We start from the raw sequence: 20,864 nt of genomic DNA on the forward strand, positions 1-20,864 counted from the left end.
ATCCCCAGGCAGGCCAGATCCCGGGGCAACCCGGGGCAGATCAATCTGCCCCGGGTCCACTCTCCGGGGTTGGCCCCTCAGATGGTCGGTTGCGCACCCAGATTCCGAGGGGGTAACCGACAAACTCAGGGGTCAACCCCTGAGTTTGCAGATGCCTCGGAGCTCTCAGTCGATTGGGCGGAGTTCGTCGGCGTAGGAGACGGAGACTCGGCGGAGGACGCCTTCTTTGACGGAGTACTGGCCCATGCGCCACAGGGGTGGGCTGTAGGCGTGGACGGTGACGCTGCCTTTGTCGAGGCCGGTGAGGCGGTGGATGTGGTCGGGCCCGAAGCCGTAGACGTCGCCGGCCTCGACCTCGGTCTCGATCGACTCGACGCCGATGGCGAGGTTGTGCTCGACGAGCTTGCCGCGGGCGACCGCGACCGCGCCGGAGGAGACGTCGTGGTCGTGCCAGCCGGTGTCGTTGACCGGGGTCCAGCAGATCAGCCAGACGTCGACGTTCGCGTCGCGGTGCAGGGAGGCGAAGACGCGCTCCTCGTCGGAGTACGCGACCTGGTCCTCCCACAGGTGCGGCTGCGCGGCGATCGACCCGGCCAGCTCCGACAGTTCGTCCGGGCTCAGGTCCCGGCCCGGAAGGTCGTCCAGCGACAAACAGTTGTTGAGCTCCACGAGCCGGCTTGCCTGGCGAGCTGGGACGTTCGGTACGTCGATCGGCTGGGCAGTCACTGCACTCCCCTCTCAGGAGTAGGTGCACCGGCGCCGAAGAGCAGCCGGTGTGGATTGTCGTGGCGGATCACCGCGGTCGCGGCGTCGCCCTGGCGGAGGTCGGTGGTCCCGGCGTACGGCCGGTCAGTGCCGTGCACGACCTGGTCGATGCCGAGGATCCGCGCGACCGCGTCGATCCCCTGCGGGCCGTAGCTCGAGGTGTCGACGTACAGATTGGGGTCGATAGTGCCGAGCCGCCCGCCGCGGGCAGCCAGCCGCTCGTGGTGCACCGGCGCGAGACCGGCCGCGGCAGCGAAGCACAGCCGCAGGCGCGGATACGTACGCCGTCCGCCGAACGCGTGCCACGCCCACCAGGCCGCTTGCAGCTGGGTGGTGTAGTCGACGACCGGCGCCCACCAGCACGGCGCTTCGTTCGATCGGGCCGAGCCGGGATGGACGAGGATCGGCTTGTTCAACCGCTCCAGAGTCCGCAGCAGCTCGCCCAGCGCTTCCCAGGAGGAGGGTGAGCTGAGCACATGCGCAGGCAGCTGCAGGCCGAGAAATCCCTTGTCCAGAAGGGATTCCAGCTGCTCGACGTCAGGCTCGAGCAGGTCGACCGACGCCCAGGCCTTGAACGGCTCCGGGAAGAGCGCAGCGCCTTCATGCCAGGCATTGAGCAGTTCGGCATCCCCGAGTTCCTCGATACCCAACGGGCTCGAGAGCGAGACGACGGCGAGCGTCGTACCGGCGTCCTGCTCCAGCGCCACCCGCTTGCCGAGCTCGTGTGCCGCGGGATCCACGTCGTACGGCGCCTCCGTCGCGGTGTGCAGTGTCCAGCCGTCGAGGTACGGAGGCTCGCGGCGCGCCCGGAGCCGGTCGACGAACGCTTCCGGCCACAGGTGCTGGTGGACGTCGATCATCGGCTCCTCCGTCCCGTGGTTTGATCAGATTGAAGCGCTTCAGGATGCTTAGAGTGAAGCGCTTCAAAGAGGTACTTGTCAAGCCCGTCGCCCGCCACCCGGACATCCGAGGGGTCAACCCCCGGACTTGCCGGTTGCCTCACCCGCATGCAGGGTGCCAACCGGTCGTCCGAGGGGTTGACCCCGGAGCCGGTCGGCTGCGCCGGCTGGTTTTGTCCACGGCTACGGCTAGGGTCGTGGGCATGTCCGGAACCGGCCGGAGGCCAACCCTCAAGGACATCGCCGCCGAGACCGGGCTCTCGATGGCCGCTGTGTCGTACGCGCTGCGCGGACTGCACGGCACGCCCGAGACCCGGCAGCGGGTCCAGGATGCGGCCGACCGCCTCGGATACCAGGCCGATCCGGTCGCCCGCGCGCTCGCCTCGGGCCGCAGCGGTTCCATCGGCGTGCTGTGTGCGTCCCTCGAGGATCTCTGGCAGCAACGCGTCGCCGCCGCCCTCGGCCGAGAGCTCCTCGCGCCGGACCGCAACGCCTGGATCATCGACTCGGCCGGCGACGCCGACCGGCAGCTCGAGCTCGCCCAGCACCTCGTCGACCACCGCGCCGACGCGATCGTGGTGATCCCGATCGACCCGGCCGCCAAAGCCTGGGCGGAGATCGCCAAGCAGGCGCCGGTGATCGCGATCGGCGACGCCCTGCCCGGCGCGAAGGCGAAGTCCGAGGTGATCTTCGACAACGAAACCGGCGTCAGTACGGCGCTGCGCCGGCTCGCGGACGCCGGTCACCGCCGCGTCGCCGTGCTCAGCCCGACCCGGCGCTTCGAGGTCGAGCGCCCCGCCGAGGAGCTCGCCCAGCGGGTGGCGGCCAACCTCGGGCTGGAGATCCGCCTGCTGCAGTGCCCGCACGACCTGGCCGGCGCGACCGACGTCGCCCGCACGCTGCTGACCAGCACGACCCGCCCGACCGGCATCCTCGCGCTCGCCGACTCGATGGCCTTCGGCGTGTACGCCGCCAGCCGCGAGCTCGGCCTGCGCATCCCGGACGATCTGTCCCTGCTCGGCTACGACGACCAGCCGATGTCCCAGCTGCTCACGCCGCCGCTGTCGACGTTCCACTGGCCCCTCGACGACCTGGTCGCCCACGTCGTCACCCGCGTCACGTCCGCCGTCGACACCAACCGCCGCGTACGCCGCACCACCCTCACACCAACCCTGATCGAACGCGGCTCGGTAGCCGCCCCACCCTCCAGCTGAGCGGGGCGACGACCGATGCGCGGCAGGATCCACGCAGTCGAAACTAAACTAATCCACTACACTTACTATTCGTTGTCCACGATCCGGACGACTGAGCCATCATGCGGTCGGAGCCGCTCGGTGCTGGCCCAGACCTCGCGGGCCAGGGATTCGTCGTACGAGGTGGTGGAGGAGCGGACCTTGGTGAAGCGGTCGTAGTAGCCGGTTGGTCGATTGTGGCTGGTGGCTAGCTGCACCACGGGTTCGGCGCCGCGGCGGGCGGGGAGGGCAAAGGCCGAGATCGCGGCGACCTGTAGGCGCGGGAACTGGCGGCCGAGGTCGGTCCGCACGACGCCTGGGTGTACGGCGACGACGCCCCACTCCGGGTGCCGCCGTTGCAGCTCGTAGGTGAAGAGCAGGTTGGCCAGCTTGGTCCGGCTGTAGGTGAGGAAGGGATCGAACGACTCCGCCCCGTCTGCCAATCGCGCGGGATCGAGCCGCACCACCCCGCCGCGCATCGGCGACCGGTGGCCCTCGGAGTTCACGTTCACGATCCGTCCGCCAGCCGGGATCAGCGGCGCCAGCAACGCGACCGTCGACCACGGAGCCAGATGGTGTACGGCGAGGTTCAGTTCGATCCCTTCCGCCGTCTCCTGCCGGGTCGGCGTCATCACGCCCGCGTTGTTGATCAGTACGTCGATCCGCCCGGTCCGACCCGCAATCTCGGCCGCGACCTGCTCGACGCCGGATCGCACCGACACGTCCGCCGCAATGACCGTTGCGTCCGGCAACTGTTTGGCGAGCGCGGCCGCACGCTCCGGATCACGTCCGACGAGGAACAGCCGATGCCCACCCGCGGCCAGCTGCTCGGCCGCGCGGCGTCCGAGGCCTGAGGTCGCGCCGATCAGAACGATCGTGCTCATCGCCCAGCTCCGATCATGGGCCAGCTTCGATGGTCCGCAGCCGGCCCGCGCGCACTATCTCTCACGGCTTGATGCCGTTCAGGCCGACGGCCCCGCTGACTACGCGATCTCTCAAGCCCGCTGGGAGCTTCGGCAGGATCGCCCCGAGCGCGCGGGCCTCGGCTACGGCGTACCTGCGGCGTGGACGACGCGCCTCGACTGCTCGAACGATGACCTCGGCAACCTTCTCCACCGGGCCCGGTTTGAACCGACCCATCGCCTTCTCATAAGCGGCCAGGTGCGCCGCATACAACTCCACCCGATCACGATCAGCCTGCTGCAGTGCGACATCCGCCGCAGCGCCCGCCCGGGCGAAGATCTCCGTCTGCGTCGCCCCAGGCTCGACCACCACCACCGGGATCTTCCAGGCCGCCAACTCCAGCCGGAGCGCGTTCGACAAAGCCTCCAACCCGGCCTTGCTCGCCGACAACGCCCCCAGCAACGGCATCGCGACCCGCCCCGTTGCCGCACTCACATTGACGATCCTGCCGTGGCCGGCACGCACCAGCGGCAGGAACTCCCGTACGACGGATGCCGGGCCAAGCGTGTTCACCTCCAACTGACGTCGCCACTCATCAGCAGGCACCAGCTCCAGCGGCCCTTGCACGATCACGCCGGCGTTGTTGATCACCGCCCACAGCCCGTCAACCTCCCCCGCGACCCGCTTGGCCGCCGCGGCAACACTCGACGGATCCGCCACATCCAACGGCACCACCCGCACTCCCGGCTCGAATCCAGCCGGCCCGCGCGCTCCGGCGTACACGATGAAGCCGCGGCTCTGTAGCAGCCGGACCGTCGCCGTACCGATGCCGCCGGTTGATCCGGTGACGAGAACTGCCCGTGCCTCACTCATAGGAACCCCTCGCAGATGTTCTCATGGACATGTCCCTAGGGACATATCTGAGCATGCACATGTCCCACTGGACATGTCAAGATGGCGGTACAGCGAAGGAGGTGGACATGTCATTGCGGCACGGGTTGCTCGGCCTGCTCGCCGAAGGGCCGGCCAGCGGGTACGACCTGGCCAGGCGGTTCACCGAGGTGCTCGGCTCGATCTGGCCGGCGCAGCACCCGAAGATCTACGCCGAGCTGAACAAGCTCGCCGCCGAGGGCTTGGTCGAGGTCGAGAGCGAGGGGCCGCGGCGGCGGAAGGCGTACCGGATCACGGATGCCGGCGTGGTCGAGGTGAAGCGCTGGCTGACCGAGGTCGACGTCGACCACACGATGCGGCTCCAGCCGCTGCTGCGCTCACTGTTCTTCTGGATGATGGACACCGACGAACTGCAGCGCCACCTCGAGGCCGAGGCGACCTACTATCGCGAGCTCGCCGACCAGTACCGCGACTACGCGGCCCGCAAGGACCGCGGCGAATTCGGGTACAGCGAGCAGACCCAGTCGATGCGCGTCACCATCGAAGCCGGCATCCGCCTGTACTCCGCCCTCGCCGACTGGGCCGAATGGGCCCAAACCGTCCCACCCGCCAAGCCCACCTCGCCCCACACGAACGGATAACCCTTCGAGTTGGGGGTTCTCCCCTGGTGTACGACCGGAGAACCCCCAACAGCGGTGGATATCCCCTCCAAACACCGGAAGGCCGGCCGAGCAATGAGCTCGGCCGGCCTTCGCGGGAGGGGTACTGCGTTACTTCTTGCCGAAGACCTGGATCTCGGTCATGTCGGTGAACTGGCAGCCGCCGAAGGCACCGTCGGGGCAGTTCGTCTTGAAGTCCGGGACCTGCGGGCTGGTCATCACGAACCGGACGTACTGGACGCCGGTCGCGTTGCCGGTCGGGGCGACCAGGTTGTACTTGCCCCGGTTGGTGGCGTCGAAGGTGCCCGACGCCGCGACCGCCCAGGTGGTGCCGTCGGCCGACGTCTCGACCCGGTAACCACCGGTCGAAGCGCTGCCCGGGTCACCACAGGTGTTGGACGGGTCGATGTTGAACCCGCTGACGTTGACCTTCGCCGGCAGCTTGATGTCGATGTGCTTCTCGATCATCGTGTTGGTCGGCGTGCCGGCGTCGTCGCCGGTCGTGCTGCCCCAGCCGGTGCCCTGGGCGTTGTCGATCGCGAACCCGGGCCCACACTGCGGGCTGAAGTCCGGACCGTTGAAGTCGGCCACCGTGCCACCGCCGGAGGAGGCGGCCCAGTTGCGACGTGGCGCGAAGTTCGCCTTGGCGCCGGGCTTGACCGTGGCCGGCTGGACCAGCAGCTCGTACCCCGGAGCCGACATCACGAGCTTCGGGTACGTACCCGGTGCCACACCCGTGATCGCGTAGTTGCCGTTGGCATCGGTCGTACCGGCGTAGTCACCGGCGTACCCGGAGGAGTGGCCGCCGACGTAGACCAGCGCGCCGGCCACCGGAGCACCGGTGTCCTTGTCCTTGACCGTGCCGGTCAGGGTCGTGGTCGCACCCGTCGGCGGCTTGTGGAAGTCCTCGGCCGGGAAGCTGTCGCCGCCGTCGATGACACCGGCGTACCAGCCCATGCCGCGGTTGGCGAAGACGGTCCAGATCGTGTCGGCGTTCTTGCCGCCGCTGGCGACCAGGTCGGCCTGGACGATCGCGTTACGCATGTCGAGCATCGTCGGGTCGGCCGGCGACAGCTCCATCGCGCGGGTAATGATGCTCATCGCGTAGCTGCGGCCGAAGCGCTCACGCAGGTCCCACAGGGTCTGCGCCCACACCTCGCCGGAGGCGTGCACCTCGGGCGTACCGCCGATGGTCGGGAAGTCGGCGTACGTGTAGCCGCCCTTCGAACCGTCAGGCTGGATGCAGTTCGGGCTGACCGCCTTCACGCGGCAGTCGATCGCCTGCGTACGGAACAGCTCGCCGTGGCTGACGTAGCGACCCTCGAGAACCTCACCCGGAGCGGTGGTGTCCTTCTCCAGGCCGTGCGAAACCAGGTAGTCCATCGCGTAGAAGTCGCTCCAGGCCTCGCCCATCGAGCCGGCCTGGATGCTGTTCAGCGTGGAGTTCCCGGTGGCGTCGACGACCAGGCGGTTCGACAGACCGTGGGTGTACTCGTGGTAGAGGATGCTGGCGTCGTTCGCGCCGCTCGACGGAACGTAGCCCTCCTGCTCGTCGGTCGTACCCGGGAAGTGCCACAGGTACATCTGCATGGTCGGCGACTGGCCGTCCGGCGGGGTCGACATGTTCGCGTTGTCGATGTGGTTGGCGTCCGGGCCGCCGTTCGCGGCGGTGGCCGCGCCGTCCAGCGCGTTCAGCATGACCGGGTCGCCGCCCGCGGCGTCGAACGAGCCGGCCGCCGGGGTGAAGCTGATCGGCGGCTTCGCCAGCCAGTCGTGGAAGTTGCTGGCCAGGTAGAACGCGTTGGTGACGTCCTGGTTCATGTTGGTCTTCCAGGAGTCCGGCTTCGCCGGGTCCCAGGTGCAGATGAACGCGGCCGAGCAGAACGACGAGGCGTTCTGGAACGTCGTCAGCTTGTACTCCGAGCCGGTCTTGGTGCCGGGCACCTTGACCGTCTCACCGGGGTTCGGCTGGTTGTCGTCGTTGACGTCGGCGAAGGCCGCGACCGAGGTGCCGTCGAGGAGGGTTTTCGCGTTCTTCGGCAGCCACTTGTTGTAGATCAGGTTCTCGGTGCGCTGCGTACCGCCCTTGGCCGCGCCCGGGTAGTAGTCCTGCACCAGCGCGTCGCCGTTGCCCTCGCTGACCAGGTCCTTGCGGTAGAGCGTGGCACCGGTCTGGGCGTCGACGACGTGGCTGTAGATGTTCTGGCCGCCGGAGTTGGTGTAGGTCAGCCAACCCTTCTGCAGCCCGTCGGCGGTGTGGAACCACACCTGCTGGGCGGTATCGCCGTTGCTCCACTTGGTGTTCACGCCGGACGTGGTCGCGGTCGCGGACTTCGCCGTACCGCCGACGTCCTTGATGGCGGCGCTGCGGGCGCCGGCCGCGGAGACCTTCGGCGCGGCCTCGGCGGAGCGCGCCTGCGCGGCCGTGGTGAGGCCGGACACGGGCGAGCCCATCACGGAGATCAGCTGGCCGTTCTTGGTGACGTTGGACTTCAGGCCGTTGCCGAAGACCTCGACGCCGTCGACCACCTGGGTCCAGAAGATGTGGTGGGTACCGAGGTCGTCGACGTAGTCCTTGCGCAGCTTCAGCGTGGCGAGGTCCGCGTCGGAGAGCTTGAAGATCTCCGGGTGGGCCTTCACGTACCCGAGGGTGACGTCGGTGGCCTTCTTGGCGCTCTTGCCGGTCAGGAAGCCGTTCAGCTTGGTGACCTGGGCCGGGGTGCCGGTGTTCGGGTCGACCTCGACGACACCCTGGGCACCGAGCGAGTCGCGGAACTTCTTCGACGCGGCCGTCTCCTTGCCCTGCACCTTGGCGGTGCGGGCGTAGGTGGTCTTGGCATTCGGCGTCCGGGCGTCGTAGTTGCCCTTACGCTCCTTGCCCGACGTCTGCTTGTCGGCCTGGGCAGGCTTCTTCGCGTCGGCGCCGCCGGGCTTCTGCGCGGCGTCCGCGCCACCGGCGGTCATGGCCAGCACGACGGCAGCCGCGGAGACGGCCGAGACTGCCAGGAGCCCCCGCCCTCTGCGTGATGTTGTCACAGAAAATCTCCATGGAGTTCGTATTAGCGGATCGCCCTCCACGACCCGTCCCGGGGGCTGACCTTAAGCCTGCGCGAGCTTCCGGGGAAGAGAAATCCCCGGAATGTCGTGGAGTTGAGGGTTGTCCTTCGTGCTCGGAACAGTACTAGGAGCGACCGGGCAATGGTTGCATGCAGCCACTGCCCGGTCGCCCAGAGTGTTACGGCGTGTCAGAAAGCGCCGGCGCCGTTCGGAGTACCGAGGCCGGTCGGGCCGTCCCATCCGGTACGGGCGTTGCACCACTGGGTCGTGGGGCACGAACCGTTGCTGCCGCTGGTCACGTCGAACAGTGAGCCCGGGTGGGCGTACGGGAACGCGTTCGCGTAGCCGCTGGTGTTACCGGACAGCGCGTAGACCGCGGCGATGATCGGCGCGGCCTCACTCGTCCCGCCGAACTGCGCCCAGGTCGACGCAGTCTTGCTGGTCGGGTAGTAGATCGCCATGCCGCCCTTGCCCGGGTCGGCGGCGGCGGAGACGTCCGCCATCGCGCGCTTCGAGCAGCCGGTGCTGAACGACGCTGCGCCCGGCAGTGCGGTGTTGTACGTCGAGCAGCCCGAGCCCGCACCGCTCCACACGCTCTCGCTCCAGCCGCGAGAGTTGCTGGCGGCAACCAACGACGTACCGCCGACAGCGGTCGTGTACGACGAGGACGCCGGGTAGCTGCCGCCCTGGTAGCCGTCGTCACCGGTGGATGCGGTGACTGCGATACCCGGGTGGTTGTAGTACGCGCCGTAGGTGGCATCGGACGCGTCGCCGCCGCCGTAGCTGTTCGAGATCGCGACCACACCGGCCTGCTTGGCCGCGGTCTGGACCGCAGTACCGAGGTCGGCGAAGCTGGCGGAGTTGGCCTGTACGACGATGATCTTCGCGTCCGGCGCCGCCGCGGAGACCGCGTCGACGTCGAGCGCCTGCTCGCCGGCCCAACCCGCATTGAACCGCGGCAGCGACGTACCGCCGGTCTGGTTGATGACCTTCAGGCAACCGTTGGCCGTCGTGCACGCGGACAGGCCGAACTGCGAGCGGTAGACGCCGAGGTCGCGCTCCAGGTTCGGATAGCCGTAGGCGTCGACGATGGCGACCGTGCGGCCGCCGGCGCTGAGGCCGTTGAGCTTGTACGCGTCACGCAGCCCGGTTGGGGTCAGGCCGGTCGACGGCGGCGCGCTGGCCGCCGGCGCGAACCCGTCCGGGTTCACCAGTTTCACCGCGTTGCAGCTGGCCGTGTGCTTGGCCTTGGCGGTCGAGCACACCCTGGCGGCGTGCTTCCCGGCGGTGTAGGGGGTCGCCGCGTCGGCTCCCGCTGCGGACAGTGTTTGGACGGTCAGTCCTGCGACGGCCAGTGCGCCGACGCCCAGGGCGGACACGAGAATCCGTTGCCTCAACTGGACTCCTCGAGTTGGGCAGACCTCCGCTCACGAACCCTGACGGCCGGGGCGGAGGCCAGCATCTATTTGGGGGGTGCTCGCATCGTCCGTCCGCCGGGCGAGCGGATGCCAGCGATCGGACCGATGACAAATGTCATGGGTGAACCCGTGACACCCGCCCCGATAGGACCCGAATTTCCGCGTGATCGCGGGCTTACGCAGGGTGCGCGAAGTAGTGAAGGTTTCCCCCTGAGTTTCCCGGGCCCCGAGCCTTGACACGGTTTGGACAGCCGGGGCTATGCTGCCGGGAACCTTCGAGAAATCGATTTCCCTGCCTGGAGGACCGGTCATGGATCAGCCCCTGTTGAGTCGGCGGACCCTCACTCGACGACACTTCCTCCAGGCGACAGGCGGTGCGGCGCTTGCCGCCGGTCTGGCCGCCTGCGGTGGCGGGGGCGGAAGCGGCGGCGGTTCGTCGTCCAAGGAGCTGTCGTTCGTCTACATGGGCACGGCCGAGCAGCAGGCGACGTGGAACAAGCTGTTCGCGAAGTTCACCGAGCAGCACCCGGAGATCAAGCTCAAGGCGGAGGGCATCCCGCTGTCGAACTGGGGCGACTTCTTCAACAAGCTGTCCACCCGGATCGCCGGCGGTCAGGTGCCGGATGTCATCCAGATCGCGACCGAGGGGCAGCGGCTGTTCGCGTCAAAGGGCCTGCTCGCGCCGCTCGACGACTACATCACCAAGGACAAGTCGACGATCGACGAGTACTACGGCGACATGGATCCGAACCTGGTCGAGTGGGACAAGAAGTACGCGTCGACCGACGGCAAGACGTACTACCTGCCGGGCGAGTTCAACACGATGTGCATGTGGTACTCGAAGGAGCTGTTCGCAAAGGCCGGCGTACCGGAACCGACGCCGACGTGGACGTGGGACGACTTCCGGCACGCGTGCGAGCAGATCAAGGCCAAGACCGGCGCGTTCGGGTACGCCGCGGGTCCGGAGTACTTCGCGGCGATCATGCCGTGGCTGCTGACGAACGGGACCAGCAGCTTCAGCGACGACTGGTCGAAGCCGACGTACGACGACCCTCGCGTCATCGAGGCCGCTGACTTCAACCGGAAGCTGGTCGCGGACAAGCTGTCGCCGCCGCCCGGCGGCACGTTCGACGCGACCACCGCGGCGGCGCAGGGCAAGCTGGCGATGTTCGGCGGCGGGCGCTGGCCGATCATCAGCATCCGGAACCTGAAGGCGACCGCGAAGATGGGGATCGTGCCGTGGCCGGTCAAGGCCGGGCAGGGCTCGCCGGTCGGCTGGAACGGGTACCCGATCCTGAAGGCGTCGAAGAAGAAGGACGACGCCTGGACGTTCATCAAGTTCCTGATCTCGAAGGAAGGCTCGTCGTTCTTCGCCCAGCTCGGCGGGACGATCGTGCCGGCCCGCAAGTCGGTCGCGAACAGCCAGTCGTTCCTCGAGGACGCGCCGAAGGGCACGGAGTACCTCTACCAGGCGCTGTCCTACGCGACGCCGATCCCGTCCCCGGACAAGGGCGCCGCCGTACAGAAGGCGATCGAGGACGGCTGGAAGCAGGTCCTCACCGGCAACGCCTCGTCGTCCGACGCGCTCGGCAAGGCGCAGACCACGCTGGAGGGATTGGTCTGAAACCCCAACGCCGGGACTGGCTGCCGGGCTACCTGTTCATCAGCCCCGCCGTCCTGCTCTTCGTCGTCTTCGTCGCCCTGCCGCTGGTCGCGGCGTTCGGGCTGAGCCTGTTCCACTGGGATCTGCTGAGTACGCCGGAGTTCGCCGGGCTGGACAATTTCAAGCAGTTGGTGACCGACGGTGCGACGATCCGCGCGGTGGTCAACACCTTCGTCTTCGCGCTGGCGTCGGTGGTGACGCATATCGGCCTGGGCATGCTGCTTGCGCTCGGCGTGCACCGGACGATGACACGAGGGACGAAGTACTTCGTGCGGACGGCGTACTTCTTCCCGTTTCTGGTGTCGTGGGCCGCGGTCGCGCTGATCTGGAAGTACGTTCTGGATCCGGCCTTCGGGCTGGCGAACTACTACCTCTCGACGACGACGAACTGGTTGGCGTCGCCAACGTGGGCGCTGCCAACGCTGATCGTCGTCGACTGGTGGCACACGATCGGGTACACGTTCATCATCCTGCTGGCCGGTCTGCAAACGGTGCCTGCGCAGTTGCACGAGGCCGCGCGCGTTGACGGCGCGAATGCGTGGTGGCGGTTCTGGAGCGTGACGTTGCCGGTGATGTCGCCGACGATCTTCTTCGCGACCGTCATCACGTTCATCGGCGCGTTCCAGATCTTCGACCCGATGGTGATCATGACGCAGGGGGGTCCGGACGGCGCGACCCGCAGCATCGTGCAGTACACGTACGAGAAGGGCTTCCAGTCATTCGAGGTCGGGTACGCCGCTGCCCTGTCGCTCGTGCTGTTCGTGGTGATCATGGTCGTGACCGGTCTGCAGTTCCGGCTGAGCCGACGATGGGTGCACCAGTGAAGGGCAAGCTGCTCGACCTCATCCTGGTACTCGGCGGGCTGCTGATGATCGCGCCGTTGGTGTGGCTGATCGTGAACGCGCTGTCGGAGCCGATCAATGCGTTCCAGCTGCCGCCGCAGTGGATCCCGCGGCCGCCGACGCTGCAGAACTTCCAGCAGGTGCCGGATCTGATCCCGTTCGCCCAGATGGGATGGAACAGTCTGCAGATCGCGGTGCTGACGACGGCGGGTGCGTTGCTCACGAGCGCGCTGGCGGCGTACGCGTTCAACCGGCTGCGGTTTCCGGGGCGCGATCAGATCTTCTCGGTGCTCCTCGCCGCACTCGTCGTACCTGTGCAGCTGACCGTGGTGCCGATCTTCATCATGATGCGCTGGCTGCATCTGGTGGACACGACGGTGGCGATCTGGCTGCCGGCGTTGGTGAACGTGTTCGGCATCTTCTTCCTGCGGCAGTACATCTCCTCGATCCCGCGGGAGCTGGACGAGGCCGCGATCATGGACGGCGCCGGGCACTTCTGGATCCTGTTCCGGGTGATCCTGCCGCTGGCTCGGCCGGGCCTGACCGCGCTGGGCATCTTCGTCTTCGAGGCGTCGTGGAACAACTTCTTCTGGCCGTACATCTTCCTGTCGTCCCCGGAGAAGATGACGCTGCCCGTCGGGCTGGTGTCGCTGCAGGGCGCGATGGGCGGCGGTCCGGCCGTGGTGCTGTTCGCCGCGATCACGCTGGTGGTGCTGCCGATCCTCGTGTTGTTCTTGATCTTCCAGCGCTCCTTCATCGCCTCCATCGCGTCGACGGGCATCCGCGCATGACCTACTTATCCGCGGCCTTCAAGGCCTTGTGGCAGGAGCTCCCGGTCCTGGCGGCCGCGGGTGTCCTGGTCTGCGCGGCCTCTGGTCTGGTCGTCCTCGTCAGCCCCGGTCTGTCCCCTCTCAGTCTCCTGCTGGGCGCCTTCCTGGTCGGACCGACGTGGGGAGCCGTTGTTGCCACGACCGACTCCATCGTCCGCGACTCTGGCGGCGGCGTGCTGTTGCTACTCCAGAACCTCAAGCGCCGCGCTCTCGCCGGACTCGAGGTCGCATGCGTGCCGGCGGTCGTCACCGCGCTCGCGCTGCTCAACTGGCAGGTGTACTCCGGCCCGCTGTTCGCGGTGCCGCTCGCAGTCAGCTGTTGTGCGGGTGTCTTGCTGCTATTGGCCTCCTGCTACGCCTTCAGCCTGCGGGTCACCGCCGGACTGCGCGGAAAGAGGCTCTGGCTAGCTGCATTGCAACTAGTCGCACGTGCACCACTTGTGCCCCTCGGCGTACTCGCGCTCGCCTTCGTCGCTCTGTTACTAGGCACCTCTGTAACTGCCTCGGTGCTTCTGCTCGCCCCCGGTCCGGTGGCGTTGTTCGCCTCTGCTGGTACATGGACGGAGAAACATGCACTACATCGGTGACAACCTTCGCCACTTCGCTCTGCCGCTCGGCGGGCTCGGCACCGGCACGATCGCGCTAGCCGGCAACGGTGCGTTGCGCCAGTGGCAACTGCACAACATCGGCAACCACGGAGGGCATGTGCCGGACAGCTTCTTCGCCCTTCGCCTCTCGCGGGTCGAGCCGCCGCTGGATGAGGTTCGTCTTCTGCAGGGGCCGTCGCTGGAGCCGACTGACACTCCGCTGGTGACTGACGACGTGGTGCCGGTTGGTGAGAGGCGGCTGCAGGAAGTCATTCGGCCGATCGGTCCGACCAGGGTGACGGCGACGTACCCCCAGGCACGCGTGGACTACGAGACCGATCTGCCTCTTCAGCTGAGCCTGGACGTCTTCAACCCGCTGGTTGCGGCCGATGCTGATGTGAGCTCGCAGCCGGTGGTGGGGTTCACGTTCACGTTGCACAACCCGGGCGAGATCTCACTGCACGGGAAGCTGGCCGGTGCGTTGCAGAACTCGGTCGGCTGGGACGGCGTCACCCCCATCGACGGCGTCACTTGCAGCCTGTACGGCGGCAACACGAACCGCGTCCGACGAGCACCCGGCTGGACGCAACTCGTCCTCGAGAACACTGCCTTGCCCATCGACCATCCGGGTTCTGGGCAACTTGTGCTGTCCGCCGACGCAGCTGATTCGCTCGTTCATCCGCAATGGTCCCGCCCGGAAGAATTCGTTGCCTTCCTCAACGGTCCGGTCACCCCGGCCAGCGGGCCCAGCGCCGCCGGCTCGACCTGGAACGGCGGCCTGGCGGTGCCGTTCAACCTCGAGCCCGGTGAGACCAAGCAGGTGCGGTTCCTGATCGCGTGGCACTTCCCGAACCGATATGTCGACTTCAACCAGTTCGGCCCGCACCCGGAGTACGGCCACAGCCGCTTCTGGCTCGGCAACGCGTACACCCGTCGTACGCCGGACGCCGTCGCCGCGGCCGAGTCCTTCATCGCCCAGTGGTCCGAGCAGGAGGCGCTGACCACAGCGTGGACCGAGGCGTTCGAGTCGAGCAGTCTGCCCGGCGAAGCGGGTTCACGGCTCGCTGCGCTCGTGGCCGACGTACGGAGCCCGACGGTGTTCCAGACCGCGGACGGCGACGTACTGGGGTTCGAAGGCGTGCTCGGCGCGTCCACGGGGATGTGGGGCGGTCGGTACGGGGGCTCGTGTCCGCTCAACTGCACGCACGTGTGGAACTACGAGCAGACGCTCTCCCGCCTCTTCCCGTCGCTCGAGCGGAACATGCGGGACACGGAGTACGACGTGATGCAGGCGCCGGAGGGGTACATCCCACACCGCGTCCGCGCGCCGCTCTACATGAAGCAGCTGTGGGACGTGGTGATCGGCGGGCCGGAGGAGCCTGCACTGGACGGGATGCTTGGCAGCGTGCTGAAGACGTACCGCGAGGTGCGCCAGGGCGCCGGTCTGGACTGGTTGGGTCGACGCTGGCCTCAGGTGGTCCGGTTGCTCGACCACATCCACGACAAGTGGCTGCGCGACGGAGTACTGCGTGGCATCCAGCCCAGCACGCATGACATCGACCTGTGTGGCGTGAACTCGTTCATGGGCACGCTGTGGTTGGCGGCGTTGCGTGCGGCTGAGGAGATGGCGCTACTGCTCGGTGAGGACGGCACGGCGTACCGGAAGCTGTTCGAGGCTGGCAGCAAGGCGTACGACGAACTGCTGTTCACCGGCGAGTACTACCGGCAGGTCCTCGAGCCGAACGAGACGAGGGACTTCCAATGGGGTGATGGCTGCCTCGCGGACCAGCTGATCGGGCAGTGGTGGGCGCATCAACTCGACCTCGGCTACATCCTTCCTGCTGACCACGTGCGGACCGCACTGCGCAACGTCGTACGCCATAACCTGCGGACCGGCTTCCACGACTTCGACCACCCGTACCGCGTCTTCGCCGACGTCGACGACACCGGGCTCCTCATGTGCACGTGGCCCCATGGCGGGCGGCCCGACGTACCCACCCGGTACTGCGACGAGGTGTGGACGGGATCGGAGTACCAAGTAGCAGCCCACTGCTTGTACGAAGGCCTCACCGACGAAGCGATGTCGATCCTGAACGGCCTCTGGACCCGGTACGACGGCACCCGCCGCAACCCGTTCAATCCGATCGAATGCGGCGACCACTACATCCGCAACGCCGCCGGCTGGTCCGTCCTGGAAGCCCTAACCGGCTACGACCACAACGCCCTCACCAAGTCCATCACCTTCGCCCCACTAGCGATAGCCCGCTCAGCCGACACCTGGCAGTTCCCCTTCACCACCGACACAGGCTGGGCCACCGCCACCCGCTCCTCAGACAACCTGACAATCACCTGCCAGGCAGGCCACCTGGACCTCTCCACCATCACCATCGACGGCACCAACCATCCGATCGACGCGCACATCTACCCCGGAAAACCCTTGGTCATCCCCACAACCTGACCCCTACCGTCGAGGACATGTCCCTCGTCGCCCAGGCCCTGGCCCTGGCCCTACAAGCCGAGGCCCAGTCCCTCTACACCCAACTGGACCTCGCGACAGCCTTCCCCTGGCCCCCCGTCCTGATCGGCAGCGCCCTCTCCGGCCTCATGGTCGACCGCGACCTGGACATCATGTTCGACGCCCCCAACGCAACTGCCCCCACGATCCTCAAAGGCCTCACGACCGTGGCAACCCGCGTGCACCTCCTCACCGCCGACTTCCGCGACGAGCGGTCTGACCGCCGCCCCACCCCAGCCCTCACCGACGAACGCTTCTACGCCGTCCTCCACACCCCCACCTGGAAGATCGACCTAACCTTCTGGCTCCACGTCGTCGACCACCCGCACGTAGCCGACGCACTGCGCCTCAAGGCAGCGACCAAGGAGCAACGTCTGCGGATCCTGCAACTGAAGGCTGAGCACCGCGATCGAAACAGCTCCCAGATTTACGCTGCCGTCCTGGACGGCGGCGTGCCTCCGGCTAGTTCCACTTAGCCGGACGGTCGTACGTCCGGCCGCTGGCCGAATCTGGCCTGTGGATGGCTAAGATGGGGTTACCACGCCAAGGCCTAGCGGACTTGGTCCAACGGCCTCCTTCGGGAGGCCGTTTTTGTCGTTGGCGCTGTGCTGGCTAGCCAGACTTGCCGGTGACGGTTACTTCGGTTAGATGGAAGGTGTTGTTGGCGGAGTTGGAGATGCCTTCTACGCGGATGTAGCGGGCGGTGGTTTCGGTGTGGAAGGTGTCGCCGGCGTCTACCACTGGTGTGGTGCCGCCGCGACCGCCTAGTAGGTACCAGTGGGTGTCGTCTTGGCTGCCCAGTAGGCGGTAGTTGTAGTAGCGGGTGCCGTCTACGTAGTTGCGGACGTTGACGGAAGACACGGGTGACTGCGTACCGAGGTCTACCTGCCACCAGGTGGGGCCTAGCGGACCACCCCAATAGGGGTTGTTGGAGCGGCTCCCGTCGTTGGCTGCGGTCGCCGGGTGGCCGTCCTCCGCGCCTAGCGCGGTGACTGGCTTGCCGACGCTCAGTACGGCGTCGGCGGACGTGTCTCGCGGTGCGTACGGCGCGAGCGTGAAGCCGTGGAATGTCGCGACCCCAGTTACCCCGGTGTGCGTGTTCACAGCACTCATGAACACACCGACGTCCTGGACCGCCGCAGCGCCCGGCACCACGGCCGACCCGGCGACTGTCCAGTTCACTCCGTCCTGACTGCAGGCGCCGCTGAGCCGCCCACCGGACCGGGCAATCCGCACGTACACAGGCGCCGTGAACCCATCCGCCGCCGTATACGTGTCCAGCGTCCCGTCACCGTCGGAGTCCCAACTGAACAGACACCCGTGCTGCGGAGTGACCGCGATGTTCGCGTAGCCGACCGCAGCGGCTGCGGACAGGTCGTTGCCGACCAACAGCCCCGCCCGGCCGTACGGCGCTGTCGCGTCCTGCGAGGTGACCTCGCTGGTCACCGCCTGCCCCTCGCCAAGCACCTGCGAGCGGTACACGGCACCATGCTCGTCAGTGCCCTTCCACATGTCGTCGCCGCCACCAGCGATCCCCACGTCGTCGCCCGAGACAGCAAACGACGCATCGTTCGTCGACATCGTCTGCCACGGCGTACTGACGTCACCGCTGACCAACAACCGAGTACTGGCAGACTCCGAAGCGGACGACCACTTCGCCGTTGCGGTCAACATTGGCACGTCCAACGGATGCGCACCGGCAGGGACAGCGACCGCGTACACGACACTGAAAGTCGCACCAGGCCCAACCTGAGCGGCCACGGTCGGCCCGACCGGCTTCACCTTGTAGAACGGCGGAGCGCTCAGCCCCACCCGCACTGCACGTGCCGCCCGGAGCGTGTTCGTGTTGGTGTACGTCGCCGTGACCCGCACCGTCGCACCAGCCCGGATCCCGCGCGCCGCCGGCTCGACCCGCACCGCACCGGTCGGAATCGCCGCGATCTGCGAAGCCAACTGATAAGCGTCACCCCGCGCCTTCACCGGGTACGGCGTTTCCGTGTGGGCCCACCGCTCCGCATAAGCCTTCCAGTCGATCGGCACAACCGACTGCCCGGTGGACAGCGCCTTGTCGAGCGAAGCGAAGTACGCCCGCCACCGACCGCCGTAGTAGTCGCCGACCAGCCCGTTCCACTCCCGCCGGGCATAGTCCTGCAGAGTCGCTGCACCAGTCCAGTCCGTCAACAACGTGCGTACGTCGTACCGCAACGCCGCCGCCTCCTCCGGCGAAGCACCTTGGGCCGTCGCGCCTGCCAGCCAAGACCCGAGCAGGAAGTTGTCGTCAGTAGCCAGCAGATCGTCGAGCTGATCCGCCCGCCGCGACCAGTCCGCAGTGAGCTTGCGGAACGCAGTCAGGTCACCAGAGTGGTACGCCGTCGCGATTCGCGGCAGCAACGTCCGGCTGTCATTAGCAACCACCTGCCGTGCAACGTCAACCAGGTCATAGCGGTACGCCGTACTCCGGCGCAACGCAGGCTGTACCGCGAGCAGTTCACCGAGCGCTTGGCGGAACACCTCCGGGTCGTACGGGATCGCCGTACCGGCAACGCCCAGACTGGGTTCGTAGTCGAACAGCCCGGTCGGGTGCTTGCTGTCCGCCTCGGCCGGCCAGCTGTAGACGGTGCTCCCGAGGATCCGCCACGCAGCGATCGCATGCGGATCGGCCGCGCCATACCGGCTGGTGGAATAGTCGGCGAACCACTCCTGCAGGTCCACCGGCTGGCTCTGCCAGGCCAGGTCGGTGAAGAAGGCCACCGCAGCCGGGTTGTTGTCGATCGCCTCCGGCATCAGCGCGATGCCGTTCAGCGCAGTACCCGGTTTATCCAACCAGGCATGGAACTTCTGGTTCCACAACGCCAGACTCGCACCCAGGTTCGAGTGGCCGCCGAAGTTCCAGATCGTGCCGAACGCGTACGGCGTACCGAGGAAGTCCTTGTCCCGGTCGGTGATGTTCGGCGCCTCGGAGATGCCGTCGACGACCAGCATCTTGGAGCGGTCGATCGACTGCAGCGTGGCCGGCAGCGGGTTCTTCAGCCAGCCGAGAATCGTCCAGATCGCACCGGGATGCGCAGTCTCGAGCGCAGCCTGCACCGCGCGAGAAGCGTCCGGAACACTGACATCCCCGGCCGTCCCACCTTCGTGCAGCAGGTCCATCTTGTACATCGTGCTGGACCCGAACAGGTCAGTCTGGACCCGATAGAACTCGGCCGCGACCTGTGCGAACACCGGATTGGTCGGGTCGAGCCAGTCCGGCCGGGCCAGACCGTCCCACTTGCCCTGCGGCACAGTCTTCGCACCAGGGTTCCGACTGGTGAAGCCGGAAGGCACAGTGCCGAAGTACCCGGGCAGGACCGGCACCATGCCCAGCTCGCGCAGGTGGTCGGCCATCTGCTTGCCGAGTACGACGCGCCGATCGATCAGCTGCTGCGAGATCGGACTGCCGAGACAGCACTCGTTCTGCAGCAGCCACCACGCCTGGTGGGCCGGCTGCGGGATCCACGCGCGCAGCTCGTCAGCGGAGTACCCGAACTTCTGGAAGGCCTGTTCGTACACGGCCTCCTGCCCCTCGTACACCAGCACCTGGTTGATGCCGTGCAGCGCTAGTACGTCGATGCGCCGCTGCCACTGCGTCCAGTTGAGGTACGGGCCGGCGTACCCCTCGTTGGTGTCATTGAGTGCGAACCGGTTGTCGACGGAGGCGCGCTGCTCGACCGGCTGCTTCGGCAGCGGCAGCCGCGCCGGCAGGTTCAGTTGCTCGCCCTCCAGCTCGATGTCGGCATGTACGACGTGTCGCAGGTACCAGCCGAAACCGGTCAGCTGTACGGCCGGAGTGGTCCCGGCGATCACCAGCCGGCCACCGACCGCGAACACCCGGAAGTAGTCCTTGCCAGCACCGCGGTCGAGCGTCTGCAGCGTGACCTGATCGGCGTACTGCCGTCCGGCCAGCCGGACCAGCGCATCACGAGCCGGGGAAGAAGCAACCGCAGGAACAACAGCTACAGAAGCGACAGGTGTGATCGCAAGAGGAATGAGGACGAGGAGAGCAGTCAGCGCTGCGCGAAAGGAAGGTCTCATGGCGGGTCACCTCGGGCGAAGGGCAACGCACTTAAGAACGAATCATTCCGAAAGAAGTTTCCGGATGAGCCTTCCCTCTTCGGCAAGATCTGTCAACCACAGCAAGAGTGCCGGCCGTCCGGCAACGCCACCGGACGGTCGGCACTCGCTTCAGAGGAGGCCGAGGGACTCGGACTCCTGGTCGGTGAAGAGGCGGGAGCGGATCAGGAAGCGGATGCCCTCGGGGGCCTCCACGGAGAAGCCGCTGCCTCGGCCCTTGACCACGTCGACGGTGAGTTGGGTGTGCTTCCAGTACTCGTACTGGTTCGCGGACATCCAGAAGCCGATGGGTCTCTCCAGACCGTCGACGACAAGATCGCCGAGATGCACGTCCGCCGACCCCGTTCGAAATTCCCCGTCCGGGTAGCACATCGGCGAACTGCCGTCGCAGCAGCCACCGGACTGGTGGAACATCAGCGGACCGTGCATCGCGGTGAGACGGCGGAGCCAGTCCGCCGCCTCGTCCGAGAGCAACACCTTCTCGACCTGCATG

Annotated in this window: 16 protein-coding genes; 8 read left to right on the forward strand and 8 right to left on the reverse strand. The window is 67.2% G+C overall.

Annotated features, from left to right (window positions below; all coding sequences use genetic code 11):
• Positions 1-165 precede the first annotated feature (165 nt).
• Both EV645_RS12230 and EV645_RS12235 read right to left on the reverse strand, forming a co-directional pair.
• Positions 166-726, reverse strand: a complete 561-nt coding sequence (locus EV645_RS12230) for a cysteine dioxygenase (protein ID WP_130442729.1) — start codon at positions 724-726, stop codon at positions 166-168.
• Positions 723-1,625: an amidohydrolase family protein gene (locus tag EV645_RS12235; RefSeq protein WP_130442731.1), complete on the reverse strand. Its 903-nt coding sequence runs from the start codon at positions 1,623-1,625 to the stop codon at positions 723-725. Before EV645_RS12235 ends, EV645_RS12230 begins: the two co-directional genes overlap by 4 nt.
• A 242-nt stretch (positions 1,626-1,867) precedes the next feature.
• Between EV645_RS12235 and EV645_RS12240 the strand changes: the two genes are divergently transcribed.
• A complete protein-coding gene (locus EV645_RS12240) occupies positions 1,868-2,878 on the forward strand; it encodes a LacI family DNA-binding transcriptional regulator (protein WP_130442733.1) in 1,011 nt (336 codons plus the stop codon).
• Positions 2,879-2,943: 65 nt separating this feature from the next.
• On the opposite strand, the gene EV645_RS12245 is transcribed toward EV645_RS12240, so the two are convergent.
• Together EV645_RS12245 and EV645_RS12250 are read right to left on the reverse strand one after the other, a co-directional pair.
• A complete protein-coding gene (locus EV645_RS12245) occupies positions 2,944-3,780 on the reverse strand; it encodes an SDR family NAD(P)-dependent oxidoreductase (protein ID WP_130442735.1) in 837 nt (278 codons plus the stop codon).
• Positions 3,781-3,841: 61 nt separating this feature from the next.
• Positions 3,842-4,672 carry an SDR family NAD(P)-dependent oxidoreductase gene (locus EV645_RS12250; RefSeq protein ID WP_130442737.1) on the reverse strand — a complete coding sequence of 277 codons (831 nt, stop codon included), beginning with the start codon at positions 4,670-4,672 and terminating at the stop codon, positions 3,842-3,844.
• A 107-nt stretch (positions 4,673-4,779) separates the two neighbouring features.
• Between EV645_RS12250 and EV645_RS12255 the strand changes: the two genes are divergently transcribed.
• Positions 4,780-5,331, forward strand: coding sequence for a PadR family transcriptional regulator (locus tag EV645_RS12255; protein WP_130442739.1), 552 nt, complete (start codon positions 4,780-4,782; stop codon positions 5,329-5,331).
• Positions 5,332-5,460: 129 nt separating this feature from the next.
• Here the strand turns inward: EV645_RS12255 and EV645_RS12260 are convergent, their stop codons facing one another.
• Together EV645_RS12260 and EV645_RS12265 are read right to left on the reverse strand one after the other, a co-directional pair.
• Positions 5,461-8,385 (reverse strand): M36 family metallopeptidase, encoded by a 2,925-nt coding sequence (locus EV645_RS12260; RefSeq protein ID WP_130442741.1) that lies wholly within the window; start codon positions 8,383-8,385, stop codon positions 5,461-5,463.
• A 209-nt stretch (positions 8,386-8,594) separates the two neighbouring features.
• The gene (locus EV645_RS12265; protein WP_130442743.1) at positions 8,595-9,803 is read right to left on the reverse strand and encodes a S53 family peptidase; all 1,209 of its coding nucleotides are present in this window, start codon (positions 9,801-9,803) and stop codon (positions 8,595-8,597) included.
• Positions 9,804-10,134: 331 nt separating this feature from the next.
• On the opposite strand from EV645_RS12265, the gene EV645_RS12270 reads away from it, so the two are divergent.
• From EV645_RS12270 to EV645_RS12295, 6 genes are all read left to right on the forward strand, one after another.
• Complete coding sequence (locus tag EV645_RS12270) at positions 10,135-11,448, forward strand: ABC transporter substrate-binding protein (protein WP_130442744.1); 1,314 nt, start codon at positions 10,135-10,137, stop codon at positions 11,446-11,448.
• A gap of 170 nt (positions 11,449-11,618) precedes the next feature.
• Positions 11,619-12,311, forward strand: coding sequence for a carbohydrate ABC transporter permease (locus EV645_RS12275; protein WP_242000342.1), 693 nt, complete (start codon positions 11,619-11,621; stop codon positions 12,309-12,311).
• The gene (locus EV645_RS12280) at positions 12,296-13,120 is read left to right on the forward strand and encodes a carbohydrate ABC transporter permease (protein ID WP_130442746.1); all 825 of its coding nucleotides are present in this window, start codon (positions 12,296-12,298) and stop codon (positions 13,118-13,120) included. Before EV645_RS12275 ends, EV645_RS12280 begins: the two co-directional genes overlap by 16 nt.
• The gene (locus tag EV645_RS12285; RefSeq protein ID WP_130442748.1) at positions 13,117-13,746 is read left to right on the forward strand and encodes a hypothetical protein; all 630 of its coding nucleotides are present in this window, start codon (positions 13,117-13,119) and stop codon (positions 13,744-13,746) included. The genes EV645_RS12280 and EV645_RS12285 overlap by 4 nt, the downstream gene beginning before the upstream one ends.
• The gene (locus tag EV645_RS12290) at positions 13,730-16,204 is read left to right on the forward strand and encodes a GH116 family glycosyl-hydrolase (protein WP_130442750.1); all 2,475 of its coding nucleotides are present in this window, start codon (positions 13,730-13,732) and stop codon (positions 16,202-16,204) included. The genes EV645_RS12285 and EV645_RS12290 overlap by 17 nt, the downstream gene beginning before the upstream one ends.
• A 17-nt stretch (positions 16,205-16,221) precedes the next feature.
• Entirely contained in the window at positions 16,222-16,737 is a 516-nt protein-coding gene (locus EV645_RS12295) for a hypothetical protein (RefSeq protein ID WP_130442752.1), read from the forward strand.
• 136 nt (positions 16,738-16,873) lie between these two features.
• Here the strand turns inward: EV645_RS12295 and EV645_RS12300 are convergent, their stop codons facing one another.
• Together EV645_RS12300 and EV645_RS12305 are read right to left on the reverse strand one after the other, a co-directional pair.
• Positions 16,874-20,332 carry an alpha-N-acetylglucosaminidase TIM-barrel domain-containing protein gene (locus EV645_RS12300; RefSeq protein WP_130442754.1) on the reverse strand — a complete coding sequence of 1,153 codons (3,459 nt, stop codon included), beginning with the start codon at positions 20,330-20,332 and terminating at the stop codon, positions 16,874-16,876.
• Positions 20,333-20,482: 150 nt separating this feature from the next.
• Positions 20,483-20,863: a DUF779 domain-containing protein gene (locus tag EV645_RS12305; protein WP_130442756.1), complete on the reverse strand. Its 381-nt coding sequence runs from the start codon at positions 20,861-20,863 to the stop codon at positions 20,483-20,485.
• Position 20,864 lies beyond the last annotated feature (1 nt).

Origin of the sequence: Kribbella rubisoli (genome assembly GCF_004217145.1) — a bacterium.
In the GTDB taxonomy this organism is placed as follows: Bacteria; Actinomycetota; Actinomycetes; order Propionibacteriales; family Kribbellaceae; genus Kribbella; species Kribbella rubisoli.

Excerpts from the sequence above, each read along its gene's own strand:
- EV645_RS12280 (WP_130442746.1), top strand. The coding sequence starts at position 12,296 with ATGGGTGCACCAGTGAAGGGCAAGCTGCTCGACCTCATCCTGGTACTC.
- EV645_RS12295 (WP_130442752.1), top strand. The coding sequence starts at position 16,222 with ATGTCCCTCGTCGCCCAGGCCCTGGCCCTGGCCCTACAAGCCGAGGCC.
- EV645_RS12255 (WP_130442739.1), top strand. The coding sequence starts at position 4,780 with ATGTCATTGCGGCACGGGTTGCTCGGCCTGCTCGCCGAAGGGCCGGCC.
- EV645_RS12305 (WP_130442756.1), bottom strand. The coding sequence starts at position 20,863 with ATGCAGGTCGAGAAGGTGTTGCTCTCGGACGAGGCGGCGGACTGGCTC.
- EV645_RS12270 (WP_130442744.1), top strand. The coding sequence starts at position 10,135 with ATGGATCAGCCCCTGTTGAGTCGGCGGACCCTCACTCGACGACACTTC.
- EV645_RS12285 (WP_130442748.1), top strand. The coding sequence starts at position 13,117 with ATGACCTACTTATCCGCGGCCTTCAAGGCCTTGTGGCAGGAGCTCCCG.
- EV645_RS12240 (WP_130442733.1), top strand. The coding sequence starts at position 1,868 with ATGTCCGGAACCGGCCGGAGGCCAACCCTCAAGGACATCGCCGCCGAG.
- EV645_RS12245 (WP_130442735.1), bottom strand. The coding sequence starts at position 3,780 with ATGAGCACGATCGTTCTGATCGGCGCGACCTCAGGCCTCGGACGCCGC.
- EV645_RS12250 (WP_130442737.1), bottom strand. The coding sequence starts at position 4,672 with ATGAGTGAGGCACGGGCAGTTCTCGTCACCGGATCAACCGGCGGCATC.
- EV645_RS12235 (WP_130442731.1), bottom strand. The coding sequence starts at position 1,625 with ATGATCGACGTCCACCAGCACCTGTGGCCGGAAGCGTTCGTCGACCGG.
- EV645_RS12300 (WP_130442754.1), bottom strand. The coding sequence starts at position 20,332 with ATGAGACCTTCCTTTCGCGCAGCGCTGACTGCTCTCCTCGTCCTCATT.
- EV645_RS12290 (WP_130442750.1), top strand. The coding sequence starts at position 13,730 with ATGCACTACATCGGTGACAACCTTCGCCACTTCGCTCTGCCGCTCGGC.